Origin of the sequence: Bacillus sp. FSL M8-0071 (assembly GCF_037975455.1) — a bacterium.
Classification (GTDB): Bacteria; Bacillota; Bacilli; order Bacillales; family Bacillaceae; genus Bacillus; species Bacillus subtilis.
In genome coordinates this window covers 693,829-707,061 of sequence record NZ_CP150256.1, presented here as the reverse complement: position 1 = coordinate 707,061, position 13,233 = coordinate 693,829, and the positions used below count along the sequence as shown (strand labels likewise).

Genomic DNA, 13,233 nt, shown 5'->3' with positions numbered 1-13,233 from the left:
CTTAAGACAGGCCTGTGTTTTCGAAACAATACCCTATATATTTTATACTAAAATGAGGCGAAGGAGAAACGAAATATTTTTCTGAATATTTTTACTTTAATTATTTTTTGAAAGCGTTTTATTCTTTATTCCCTTCTAGGTTTGCAACGGTATTTCTCGCTCATGATCAAGGTTTCATCGCTTGAATGGCCGGGAATACTTTGTTAGGTTAAGTTACCAAGTGCACCCGCAAAAGAATTTCTTTTGCTTTGCACTTACGCCAGGCTGCTTAACTGGCACCATCAATTTGAGAGGTGATGCAACATTATTAGAAATGAAGAGAGGGTAAAACGTGAGTATTGAAATTATTATATCTTTAGGAATTTACTTTATTGCCATGCTGTTAATCGGCTGGTATGCATTCAAGAAAACCACTGACATCAATGATTACATGCTTGGAGGAAGAGGCCTCGGACCATTCGTTACTGCTTTGTCTGCCGGTGCGGCCGATATGAGCGGATGGATGCTGATGGGTGTTCCCGGCGCGATGTTTGCGACAGGGCTGTCCACCTTATGGCTTGCTTTAGGTCTTACAATCGGGGCGTACTCAAATTACTTGCTGCTGGCTCCAAGGCTGCGTGCTTATACAGAAGCGGCAGATGATGCGATTACAATTCCTGATTTCTTTGATAAACGATTCCAGCATTCTTCATCACTGCTGAAAATCGTATCTGCATTGATCATCATGATCTTTTTCACATTGTATACCTCTTCCGGTATGGTATCTGGCGGACGGCTGTTTGAATCTGCTTTTGGTGCGGATTACAAATTAGGCTTGTTTCTGACCACCGCAGTTGTAGTATTATATACACTGTTTGGCGGTTTCCTTGCTGTCAGTCTGACTGACTTCGTGCAGGGTGCGATCATGTTTGCAGCACTAGTGCTTGTGCCGATCGTTGCTTTTACCCATGTGGGCGGCGTTGCTCCGACTTTCCATGAAATCGGCGCTGTTAATCCACATTTATTGGATATTTTTAAAGGCGCGAGCGTCATTAGCATTATTTCCTATTTAGCCTGGGGGTTGGGCTACTACGGCCAGCCTCATATCATCGTCCGATTTATGGCCATTAAAGACATTAAAGATTTAAAACCTGCACGCCGAATCGGTATGAGCTGGATGATCATTACAGTTCTAGGTTCCGTGCTGACGGGTTTAATCGGTGTTGCATACGCCCATAAATTCGGAGTTGCTGTAAAAGATCCGGAGATGATTTTCATTATTTTCTCTAAAATCTTGTTCCACCCATTAATTACAGGGTTCTTATTGTCAGCTATTTTGGCTGCCATCATGAGTTCCATCTCCTCGCAGCTCTTGGTCACAGCAAGTGCAGTGACAGAGGATTTATACCGGTCATTTTTCAGACGAAAAGCTTCTGATAAAGAATTGGTCATGATCGGGCGATTGTCCGTCTTAGTCATTGCCGTTATCGCGGTACTCTTGTCATTGAACCCGAACAGCACCATTCTGGATTTGGTCGGATACGCTTGGGCCGGCTTCGGTTCAGCTTTCGGGCCTGCGATTCTGCTCAGTCTATATTGGAAGCGAATGAACGAATGGGGCGCGCTTGCTGCCATGATTGTCGGGGCTGCGACCGTGTTGATCTGGATTACAACCGGCCTGGCAAAATCAACCGGTGTGTACGAAATCATCCCTGGGTTTATTCTCAGTATGATTGCCGGCATCATTGTCAGCATGATCACAAAACGTCCTGCAAAAGCCTCTTACCGATTATTCGGTGTCATGGAAAAGCTGTTAAAACGCAAAAAGTAAGCAATAAGCCATCAAGCGCAGCTTGGTGGCTTTTGTGCTCTTGTTTTGCTATAAATACTGTGAGAAAATCATATTTATTTAAAAACACCATAGAGAAGGGGGAAGTTTGCTGTTGAGCTGGTATATTGATCCTGATATTTTATTGAAATTGGGCATTGCCACATTGATTGGCATGGTCATCGGGCTTGAACGCGAATTAAAAAATAAGCCGCTCGGATTAAAAACCTGTATCGTCATCGCAGTCAGCTCATGCATGCTGACGATCGTCAGTATTAATGCGGCATATCATTTCCCTAAATACTACCGCATCATGATGGATCCGCTTCGTCTGCCGGCACAAATCATCTCCGGCGTCGGGTTTATCGGAGCCGGTGTCATCCTGCGAAAAAGCAATGATGTCATTTCCGGCCTGACGACATCGGCCATGATCTGGGGGGCAGCGGGGCTCGGGCTTGCTACGGGAGCCGGTTTTTATAAAGAAGCGTTTGCCAGTCTTCTTTTCATCCTGATCAGCGTGGAATTTCTCCCATGGGTGGTCAGAAAAATCGGCCCCGACCGCCTGCAGGAAAAAGACATCCGCATCAGAATGTCACTTTCTGATAAAGACAAAATGACAGAGATTTTAAAAGAAATGAAAAGAAGAGATATCAAAGCACACTCCGTTCGGATCGACGACCTAGGCGAAAAGGATTTTCCAATTATGGAAGTGAAGGTCCGCGTCCATAAAAACAGATACACGACCGATGTCTACTATGACATTAAAGCCATTGAAGGCGTAGTCGGCGTGAAGTGTGATACATTATAAAAGCCAATGGGACTGGAATCCCATTGGCTTTTTCTATCTACACCAGTGCTGAAAAATCAAATGCTGTAATCGGCGTGCCATTCTCTATATCTCTTCTGAAACCGGCCAGCATTTCTTTTTCCTCTTCTCCTATTGTGTTAAGGTCAAACATCTGATGCAGCAATCCGTAAATCAGCATATGGCGAAGGCGGAGGAAATCAGGTATTATCATCAGCCATGCAGGGTCAAGCTCATTTTCCTCCCAGTACCCTTTCATAAAGTGCGTCATAAATTCTTTTGTAAACACAGTTTTATCATCATATGGCACAACAGGATACCACAGGACATTGTAGAGAAGAATGCTAATATCGTTAACAAACCAATTGTAGCCGATATCATCAAAATCAAATGCCGTGATTTTGCCATGATCCCAGTTAAAATTGCCATGGTGCAGATCCGCATGCACCAAGCCGTAGCTGTCCTGGCTTTTCGGGAGCCTCCGCAGTTCATTCATCAAAGAATCGGCTTGCTGAAACACCTTTATCTGATCTTCAGGCACATATTTTCTCAGCTTTAATTGCTCCTCTTCATCCCATTCCTGTCTTTTGAAAGCGGGATTGCTCAATTTGTAGCTTTTTGTCAGGCTGTGCATGCTGCCTGTGTATCTGCCAAGCTCATAAAATAGCGTTTCATTCCAGTCCGATTCATCCACTTTTTGCCCTGGCGCTTTCTCATACACTCTCAATAAAAATGACCCGCCGTTTCCGTCCGGCACTGCTTCTACGTCTTTTCCGTTCAGCGACGGGAGCGGTTTGGCTACTGAAATTCCCCCTATTGCAAGGTGACGGAGCCATTCCATCTCTCCCATTATATAATCAGAAGATCTCCGAATCGTATGGGTAATCTTTAAAATATAAGGTTGATTGTCTTTCATGCATTCATATACATAGTTTTCCGCATCAGCCAGAAAACGCACCTGATCTTTTGAGAAACCGTATCTCGCTGCAGCTTCTGCCAAAACCTGCTCTTCATGAAATATTTTTTTGATATCTTTATGCACGTCTAACATCCTTTCATTGCTATAGATTTGATAATGATTGTTTTCACACGATTTCCAGCATCAACATACCTCCCCTTGATTTGTGTTTCGGCAGAAGTGAAAATAATTTCCCTTTTCCTGTTAATTGTAACATAAAAACCCTTGTGCCAATATGGCACAAGGGTTTTCTATCAGTCATAAATGTGAACAGTCGGCTCTTTATCTCCGGCATTGCGGATAATGACCGCTTCCTGTCCGTCTGAGGACGTGATATTGACTTCGACATCAACTGAGCCTTTAGAGTAGTAGTCAATCACTTCACCCGTTAAAAACTGGGTAAACGCGACAACTTCACTTTTTCCGTAGAATTGCATTGGTATGTCAATCTTCATTTTCTTCATTTCATCATTATCATACAGCGCTGTACCGACAACGCCTGTATAGTTCGGGAAATATTCTTCAATTGAATTTTTGAACCGCTTAAAGACCTCGGTGTCATCCGGGTACTTTTCTGCTGTGGTTGTATCCGCCGGATAGAATACATATTTTTCATTAATATCATCCCAATTTGAGATATCAGTAGAGCCTGCTTTGACCTCTGTTTTGGCGATGAAGTTCCCCGGCACAATCGATGTTTTTGACGCCTGCTTGTAGAGTGCGACAGTAATCGGCACATTCTTCAAGTTATCTTTTTTACGGAGGCGGTTAATAACCTCCTGTGCAATTTTTTCTCCCTGCTGGCGGAGCGTGCTGTCCTTAATCTCCACTTCTTTTTGCGGGTCGCCAGTTTTTTCACGATAGTAATACACGGAGTTTAACGCCAGTCCGATCATGACGCCGCCAAGCTGGATAGAATTCTTGTCTTTTCTGACTAAATAATCGTGCTCAAGCATGGATGCTAAATAAATCGGGCTGCTTTCGTTCTTTTCTTCTGTTGAACCAGAACTCGGGAGCGCCGGGTTCAAGCCTTCATTTTTGAAGTTCTTATCTTCTTTTTCGGCTTTTTTCAAATCAGAGCCCGTTTTTTTCCGTGCCAGCCAGCTTAATACTGTATCCTCATCTAAATATTGTCCTTCTTGGAACAGATAATCGTCAGTTGAGAAAGAATCTTGGGCAAGGCGCATCAGCCCTGTTTCAAATTCGTCAATGTCCAGCCTTGTATTCAGCTGTTCCGTTGTTAAGCCGCGCGCTTTGCCTGCCTTAAACGGCAGCACCATTTTGTAATAGGAGTCAGAGATATTATATTTCGGGACAATCGCTTTTTCTGACGATTTCGCCGTCTTTTGCGTAATCTCTTCCTCCTTCTCCCCCCCGAAACCTGACGAGCAGGCAGACAGCATTAATACTGCCGCCGTTGCCGCCAATGCCAACGTCTTTTTCAATAGAAAACACTCCTCTTATTTCTTTAGCTCTCCCATTAACTGTTCTTCATTCCACACTTCAATGTTCAGCTCTTGTGCTTTTGTCAGCTTGCTTCCCGCCGCTTCTCCGGCGATGACTAAGTCTGTGTTTTTGCTGACGCTTCCAGTCAGCTTTCCGCCCAGCGCTTCGATTTGCGCTTTGGCTTCGTTTCTTGACAGCTCTTCCAGCTTTCCTGTCAGAACAATTGTTTTACCAGCAAAGTAAGAGTCGCTGTCCTCTGCTTTTACTTTTTTCGGGCCTTTGTAGAGCGTGTTTACGCCCAGCTCCTGAAGTTCATTCAAGAGTTCAAGCATTTCTTCTTTATGAAAATAGGTGATCACAGCATCAGCCATTTTTTCACCGATTTCATCTACCGCGAGAAGTTCCTCTTTAGAGGCTTTTTTCAGGTTTTCCAAGCTTTCAAAATGCATGGCAAGCGTCTTTGCGGCCTTTGATCCGATAAAACGGATGCCAAGCCCAAACAGCAGGCGCTCTAACGAATTTTCTTTTGATTTTTGGATGGAGCTGATCAGGTTTTCAGTGGACTTTTCACCCATGCGCTCGAGCTGGATGACTCGTTCCTTCGTCAGCTTATATAAATCTGCTACATTGCGGACAAGGTTTTCCTCAAACAGCTGTGTGATCACTCGTTCGCCGAGCCCGTCAATGTTCATGGCATTGCGGGAAACGAAATGGATCAGCCCTTCCCGGATTTGCGCCGGACATTCAGGATTAATGCAGCGAAGCGCCACTTCTCCTTCGATCCGGACGAGCTCACTGCCGCATTCAGGACATTCCGTCGGCATGCTGAATTCCTTTTCTTCTCCTGTGCGCTGTTCAACGAGGACATTCACAACTTCCGGGATGATATCGCCCGCTTTTTTGACGACAACCTTATCCAAAATCCGAATGTCCTTCTCTTTAATTAAATCTTCGTTATGAAGGGATGCTCTTGAGACCGTTGTGCCGGCAACTTTTACCGGCTCAAGAATCGCAGTCGGCGTAATCACACCCGTTCTGCCGACATTTAATTCGATATCGAGAAGCTTCGTCACGACCTCTTCAGCAGGAAACTTATACGCGATGGCCCAGCGCGGGCTTTTCGCCGTAAAACCGAGCTCCTCCTGTTGATCGAGAGAATCGACTTTAATGACAATGCCGTCTATTTCGTACGGCAGGTCCGCGCGCTTCGCCTGAAGCTCATCGATCAGCGTAATGACTTCTTCTATGCTGCCGCATTTTTTTCGTTCCTGATTCGTTTTAAATCCGAGTTCGTCGAGAAAATCAAGCCCTTGGCTTTGCGTCTCTACACCCATCTCGTCAAGCTCCGCTATACTGTAGACGAAGATATCGAGGTTTCGTTTCGCTGCAATTTTCGGATCGAGCTGTCTGAGAGATCCCGCCGCGGCATTTCGCGGATTGGCGAACGGTTCTTCCTCATTTTTAATCCGTTCCTCATTGAGTGCTTCAAACGAACGTTTCGGCATATACGCCTCTCCGCGCACTTCGATTGACAGCTCACGGTTCATTTTAAGGGGGATATTGCGGATCGTCTTCAGGTTCTCCGTAATATCCTCTCCAGTCGTTCCGTCACCTCTTGTGGCCCCTCTGACAAAATAGCCGTCTTCATAACGGAGAGAAACAGCAAGACCGTCTATTTTCAGCTCCACATTATACGCGACATCGTCGCCGACGGCTTGGCGCACACGGCGGTCGAAATCACGAAGATCATCAGCATTAAAGGCGTTGCCCAGACTGAGCATCGGTGTGCCGTGGGTGACTTTCTGAAACGCTTCAAGCACGGCTCCGCCGACGCGCTGCGTAGGAGAGTCAGGCGTTCTGAGGTCTGGGTGCTCCTCCTCGATCGCGATCAGCTCCTGCATCAATCTGTCGTATTCGGCATCTGGGACGCTCGGTTCATCTAAGGTGTAATATTCATAGCTATACTTGTTGATGGTGCGGCGCAGTTCTTCTGCCCGCTGCTTCGCTGTTTCTTTGTCCATCTGCTTCTTCCTTTCCTCTTCAATTACTGCTTTTCAATAGGAGCAAATGCTGCTAACAGGCGTTTCACGCCGACAGGGCTCGGGAAGGCAATATCGAGCTCCGTCCCTTCTCCTTCTCCTTTCACGCTGACAACAGTTCCTGTTCCCCATTTTTTATGGCCCGCCTTATCTCCGACTGCCCAGTTCAAGGTGTCGCCGCCTGTTTTGCTGGCGTAGGATACCGGGCGTGAAACAGGGCCGCGTCTCGGCTGCATTTTTCTCGCAGACGTCGCTCTCGTTTCTTTTTTCTCATTTAGGTTTTCCAATAAATCATCCGGTATTTCAGCAATGAAGCGAGATTCCGGGTTCATATTTGTCCGGCCAAACAAGGTGCGCATTTTAGCATTGGTCAGATAAAGCTCCTGTTCCGCCCTTGTAATCCCAACGTACGCAAGGCGGCGTTCTTCTTCCATTTCCGCTTCCTCCATGAGAGAACGGCTGTGCGGGAAGACGCCTTCTTCAAGCCCCATCAAGAAAACAACCGGGAACTCCAGTCCTTTCGCGGCGTGCAGTGTCATCAGGGTGATCGCATCCTTGCCGCCTGACTCTTCCTCCTGCTGATCGAGCTGATCAATATCTGCGATCAATGCCAAGTCTGTCAGGAACGCAACGAGTGTCTTGTCTTCACTTTTCTGTTCAAAGTTTTTCGTAACAGACAGGAACTCGTCGATATTTTCTAAACGGCTTTGGGCTTCGATCGATTTCTCAGCCTTCAGCATTTCTCTGTATTCCGTCTTATCAAGAATTTCTTCTGTCAGCTCTGTAATGGATAAGTAATCCTGCATATTGGTCAGATTCTCAATCATCTGTCTAAAGCTGTCAAGCGCGTTTGCCGCTTTGGCACTGACGCCGATAAAATCAACCTGCTGAATCGCTTGGAAAAATGACAAGCCGTTTATGGCCGCATACGAAGCGATTTTTTCAAGTGATGTCGCGCCGACTCCGCGCTTCGGCACATTGACAATGCGCGTGAAACTGATATCGTCATCCGGATTGGATACGAGGCGCAGGTACGCAAGAATGTCTTTAATTTCTTTTCTGTCATAGAACTTTGTGCCGCCGACAATGTTATAGTTCAAGCCCGCTTTGAGAAGCGTTTCCTCAATCACACGGGACTGCGCGTTTGTCCGGTATAATATGGCGATATCAGACAGCTTCCGCTTGCCTGAGCTGTGAAGCTGATGAATTTTACCGGCCACAAACTGTCCTTCTCCGAATTCATTATCACCGCGATAATAGGAAATTTTGATGCCTTCATCGTTTTCCGTCCACAAATTTTTCGGTTTGCGGTTAGAGTTGTTTTTGATGACCTCGTTAGCCGCACGCAAAATCCGTTTCGTTGAACGATAGTTTTGTTCTAGCAAAATCACGCTTGCATTCGGATAATCTTTTTCAAATGAAAGGATGTTGGTGATATCCGCGCCGCGCCATCTGTAGATTGACTGATCAGAATCCCCCACAACGCAAAGGTTCTGGAAACGCTCGGCAAGCTGCTTAACAAGCATGTATTGCGCCCTGTTCGTATCCTGATACTCATCAACATGGATGTATTGGAATTTGCGCTGATAAAATTCAAGTACTTCCGGCACTCGGTCAAACAGTTTAATCGTCGTCATAATCAAATCGTCGAAATCGAGCGACTGGTTTTTCAATAGCTTCTTCTGATAATCAGCATATACATCGCTGACCACCTGATCGTAGTAGCCGCCGGCAACCTTAGAGAATTCCTCCGGTTCGGTCAATTCGTTTTTCGCACTGCTGATCGTGCCGAGGATGCTTCTCGGGTCAAACTTCTTCGGATCAAGATTGCGCTCCTTCAAAATCCCCTTGATCACTGAAAGCTGGTCAGCCGTATCAAGGATGGAGAAATTTCGGTTGATCCCAATCCGGTCGATATCTCTGCGCAAGATCCGCACGCACATGCTATGGAATGTGGAAATCCAGATATCGTCCGCGCCGGGTCCAAGGATGCTTTCCACACGTTCTTTCATTTCGCGTGCCGCTTTATTTGTAAATGTGATCGCCAGAATGTTCCACGGCGCCACATGCTTTTCTGCCATTAAATAAGCAATTCTGTGTGTCAGGACACGCGTCTTTCCGCTTCCCGCTCCCGCCATCAGCAAAAGAGGCCCGTCCGTTGTTTTGACTGCTTCCTGCTGAACGGGGTTTAAACCGCTTAGTAATTGATTGCTAATATAATTCAAAATTTGTTCACCCGCCTATACAAAACATATGTTCTATCATAAACCAAATCCGTACAATTTACTACTCGCCTTTCACAGCCGCTACTGTTTTCAAAGCCCTGTCAAAATCTTCATACACAGCATTGCCTACAACGATCACGTCCGCATGCTCTGCGTACTGCTTGGCCGTTTCCGCATCCTTGATGCCGCCGCCGTAAAACAAGGTGGACGTTTCCAATACAGCCTTCGTTTTCTTGACAGCTTCTATGTCTCCAAGCACGCCGCTGTATTCTAAATAAAAAATCGGCAGTTGCAGCAGCTCCGACACACGCGCATAGGCGACAATATCATCCATATTCAGATCGGCGTCCGCTTCAGTCAGTGCCGCGGCTTTGCAATCTGGATTTGCGATGCAGTAGCCCTCCGCCACGATTTCTTCCATAGACATCAGTTCTCCGTATTCCTTCATGGCTTTCTGGTGCATTCCGACAATCCAATCCGCGTTTTTGCTGTTTAATACACTCGGAATAAAATATAAGTCAAAGCCGGGAACGATCGCTTCAATCGCTGATACCTCAAGGACACACGGTACCAAAAACCGTCTTACCTTAGACATCATCCGCAGGACATTATCCTCTGTCACACCATCACTGCCTCCGATAATGACCGCATCCGTTCCTGATTCGCAAAGAATCTCCAGCTGTTCGTCAGGCAAATCTTTATTTGGATCGAGTTTAAAGACATGCTTCCACTCTGTTACATCGTACACGTCATACGTTCCTCCATTCGTTTGTTACCATTTAAACATTATAACAAATTCACATAGCGCGGAAAAACGGAAAAAGCCGTTAATCTCGTTATTCACTGAAAAAGGTGTTTTGATTCTATTTTCATAAAAAAAGAGAGCATATGGCAGTACCTACATGGTGAGTCCTGTATCGGCAGGAGCACACATTTTTCACCAGATTCCTTCTGCTATTGTTTGGAAAGTGTTCAACTGTGGAAATGGTTACATAAAAAGGGAGGCTGAGAGATGGAAACCATCATAATAGCACTCATCGCATTTATCATTGGGATCATCGCTATCCCGATCGTCTTGTTTGCCTGGATCTACATAAAGGATGAAAAACAGCAGGAGCACTCAATTCTTCGCAACTATCCCGTCATCGGAAGGTTTCGGTATATCCTTGAAAAAATCGGGCCGGAGCTCAGACAGTATTTATACAGCAATGACAATGAAGAGCAGCCATTTTCACGAAAGGAATATGAGCAAACCGTCATCTCCGGCAAATACAAAAGCAGAATGATGGGCTTTGGATCTGTAAGAGATTTTGATAAACCTGGCTATTATATCCGTAACGCTATGTTTCCAAAACAAAGGGAAGAAATGCACGTAAATCAAACGCCAAAAATTGAAACCCAAATCTATAAAATGGATGCTGACAATCTATTCAAACGCAAGGAGCATGCCGAACATATCAAGGCAGACCCGTATTTTCTCCATCCTGATGATGTACAGGTGATTGGCGAGCATACATGCGAGAAGCCATTTTATGTGAAGGGATTAGTCGGCCAGTCTGCCATGAGCTACGGTTCTCTTGGAGAACGGGCAATTACGGCGCTCTCAAAAGGGCTCCATCAGGCAGGCGGCACCTGGATGAATACAGGTGAGGGAGGATTGTCTGAGTATCACTTAAAGGCGCGCCGATATCATTTGCCAAATCGGGCCGGGCCTATTCGGCGTGCGCAAAAGAAACGGAGAATTTTCATGGGAGGAATTTAAAAGAAAAAGCAGGATTGACCAGATTAAAGCGTTTGAGCTAAAGCTGGCACAAGGAGCGAAAACCCGCGGCGGCCATGTGGACGGCGCCAAAGTATCAGAAGAAGTGGCAGATATTCGGAATGTCGAACATGGAAAGTCGATTGACAGCCCGAACCGCTTTTATGAATTCTCAAACCCTCCTGAAATGCTCGACTTTATTGAAAAACTTAGAGATGTCGGACAAAAGCCAGTCGGCATCAAACTGGTCGCAGGGCATCCTGAAGAATTGCATGAGCTTTTCTCTCATATGCAGAAAAGCGGAAAGCATCCGGATTTTATCACGATCGACGGAAGTGAAGGCGGTACCGGAGCTTCCTTTTACGAGCTCGCGGATACAGTCGGCCTTCCGATTATGACAGCGCTGCCTATTGTTGACACGCTTCTTAAACAATACGGCTTGCGCAGCCAGCTGAAAATCTTTGCTTCCGGAAAGCTCCTGACTCCTGATAAAATCGCGGTCGCCTTAGCCCTCGGCGCTGACTTTGTCAACATCGCACGCGGCATGATGTTTTCCGTTGGCTGCATCCGCGCTCTCGTCTGCCACACCAACACCTGTCCGGCAGGTGTGGCGACGACAGATCCGAAATTGCAAAAAGCATTGAGCGTTGAGGAAAAACAGCATCGTGTCTGCAACTACGTCATTTCCCTGCGCGAGGGGCTGTTTAACCTCGCAGCCGCAGCAGGGATTAATTCGCCGATTCACTTTTCCAAGGAGCATGTTGTCTATCGGAAAGAGGATGGCAGTATCATCGATATCGACAACCTGATCCATCAATTTGTTTCATAAAGAAACCGCCCTTGCCGAACGGCAGGGCGGTTGTTTATTATTTTGAAGAAGACTCAGTTTCCGTCTCTTTCACACGGTCAAGCGCCATTTCATAAGCGTCATTCCCGTAATTTAAGCAGCGTTTCACACGGGAAATCGTAGCCGTGGAAGCGCCTGTTTCTGTTTCAATCTTATGATACGTGTTTCCTTCGCGAAGCATGCGCGCCACTTCAAGGCGCTGAGCCAGCGATTGAATTTCGTTAATTGTGCATAGATCATCGAAGAATCGGTAACATTCCTCCAGGTCTTTCAGCGATAAGATCGAGTTAAATAACTGGTCCAGCTCTTTGCCGCGTAATTTATCGATTTGCATCGTTACACACCTTCTCCTTTACTAATGGAAGCCGCATCAAGATCAGGTACGATATTGATCCAAGTCTTTCCTGGCACAAACGGAAGCCACTTGCCGTCTTTTACCGGCACAATTCTGCCATTCACTTGTTTCCAGTCTGTTTCAATGACGTTTCCGTGCTGAAACAACAGACCTTTTCCCCCTGATTCCAAGTCGATGTCCCGCCTTCCATCTTGATCAATAATATGATGGCTGGCTTCAACAATGAAAATATTTTGCATTGCAACCGGCTTTCCGGTTTCCCGGTCTGTCGTTATGACACCATCAGAGCTTCTTGTATAAGATTCAGCTTTTTTATCATAGTTGTATTCGACAAGATTTGTAACGTTTTTTGTTCCATAATCTACCCGAACATTGTAAGATTCATTTGCAGGTTTTGCATCTGATGTTTGAAACAGCAGCGGATTTGTTTCCTGCTTCAGCTTATAACCCTTTTGTTCTGCCGCCTTTTTTATGTAATCATAAGACGTATAGGAATTGTGGGGCGGTTTGCTGAAATCAGCTCTCCAAAATAAGCTTCCGTCAAAATCCAATCCGTTCATATAATCGGCAGCTCCGGATTCCAGCTGCTTTTTGGCGCCGGGACTCCAGCCGTGATGGACAAATATGCTGTCAAAGCCATTGCTGAGAGTGACGAAATATTCCCGCGCGCTCCGCACAGGTCCGACAGTTTCAGGCATCTGGCTTTGGAAAATGGCCAGAAATCTTGTGATTTGCCCTTCGGCTAGCGCTTCTATGACAATGTCGGCTTTAGACAGACCCGACTGCGGCCTCGCCTTCGGGTGATTGTTCACCACAACAGCAACAGGCCGGCGTTCAGTCACCTTCTGTTCAGTCTTTAGCCCCGTTAAAGGAGCTTTCAGCTTCTTTGCAGTATCCGGGACAGCATCCTTCTGCTGGCAGGATACCAGCAGAAAAAACACGAAACACAGCGCGCAAACTGTCATCCATTTTTTCATATGTCGGCTCCCTGC

General features: G+C 46.1%; 9 protein-coding genes and 1 pseudogene. 3 read left to right on the top strand and 7 right to left on the bottom strand.

Annotated features, from left to right (window positions below):
• The first annotated feature begins 331 nt into the window (after positions 1-331).
• Positions 332-1,810, top strand: coding sequence for a proline transporter OpuE (gene opuE, locus MKX71_RS03645; RefSeq protein ID WP_049140799.1), 1,479 nt, complete (start codon positions 332-334; stop codon positions 1,808-1,810).
• Positions 1,811-1,916: 106 nt separating this feature from the next.
• Positions 1,917-2,615 (top strand): MgtC/SapB family protein, encoded by a 699-nt coding sequence (locus MKX71_RS03640; RefSeq protein WP_010886431.1) that lies wholly within the window; start codon positions 1,917-1,919, stop codon positions 2,613-2,615.
• Between the two features lie 37 nt (positions 2,616-2,652).
• On the opposite strand, the gene MKX71_RS03635 is transcribed toward MKX71_RS03640, so the two are convergent.
• The 5 genes from MKX71_RS03635 to MKX71_RS03615 form a co-directional block, all read right to left on the bottom strand.
• Positions 2,653-3,663 carry a phosphotransferase enzyme family protein gene (locus MKX71_RS03635; RefSeq protein ID WP_167407944.1) on the bottom strand — a complete coding sequence of 337 codons (1,011 nt, stop codon included), beginning with the start codon at positions 3,661-3,663 and terminating at the stop codon, positions 2,653-2,655.
• A 161-nt stretch (positions 3,664-3,824) separates the two neighbouring features.
• Positions 3,825-5,015, bottom strand: coding sequence for a CamS family sex pheromone protein (locus MKX71_RS03630; RefSeq protein WP_339231749.1), 1,191 nt, complete (start codon positions 5,013-5,015; stop codon positions 3,825-3,827).
• A gap of 15 nt (positions 5,016-5,030) precedes the next feature.
• Positions 5,031-7,037, bottom strand: coding sequence for an NAD-dependent DNA ligase LigA (gene ligA, locus MKX71_RS03625; RefSeq protein ID WP_029317414.1), 2,007 nt, complete (start codon positions 7,035-7,037; stop codon positions 5,031-5,033).
• 23 nt (positions 7,038-7,060) lie between these two features.
• A complete protein-coding gene (gene pcrA / locus MKX71_RS03620; protein WP_038428532.1) occupies positions 7,061-9,280 on the bottom strand; it encodes a DNA helicase PcrA in 2,220 nt (739 codons plus the stop codon).
• Between the two features lie 61 nt (positions 9,281-9,341).
• A complete protein-coding gene (locus tag MKX71_RS03615) occupies positions 9,342-10,028 on the bottom strand; it encodes a heptaprenylglyceryl phosphate synthase (RefSeq protein ID WP_003233922.1) in 687 nt (228 codons plus the stop codon).
• A 264-nt stretch (positions 10,029-10,292) separates the two neighbouring features.
• Between MKX71_RS03615 and MKX71_RS03610 the strand changes: the two are divergent.
• Positions 10,293-11,868, top strand: a pseudogene (locus MKX71_RS03610) (FMN-binding glutamate synthase family protein).
• A gap of 37 nt (positions 11,869-11,905) precedes the next feature.
• Here MKX71_RS03610 and MKX71_RS03605 read toward each other — a convergent pair.
• Positions 11,906-12,220 carry a YerC/YecD family TrpR-related protein gene (locus tag MKX71_RS03605; RefSeq protein WP_003219429.1) on the bottom strand — a complete coding sequence of 105 codons (315 nt, stop codon included), beginning with the start codon at positions 12,218-12,220 and terminating at the stop codon, positions 11,906-11,908.
• A 2-nt stretch (positions 12,221-12,222) separates the two neighbouring features.
• Positions 12,223-13,218: a DUF3048 domain-containing protein gene (locus tag MKX71_RS03600; RefSeq protein ID WP_032722975.1), complete on the bottom strand. Its 996-nt coding sequence runs from the start codon at positions 13,216-13,218 to the stop codon at positions 12,223-12,225.
• Positions 13,219-13,233 lie beyond the last annotated feature (15 nt).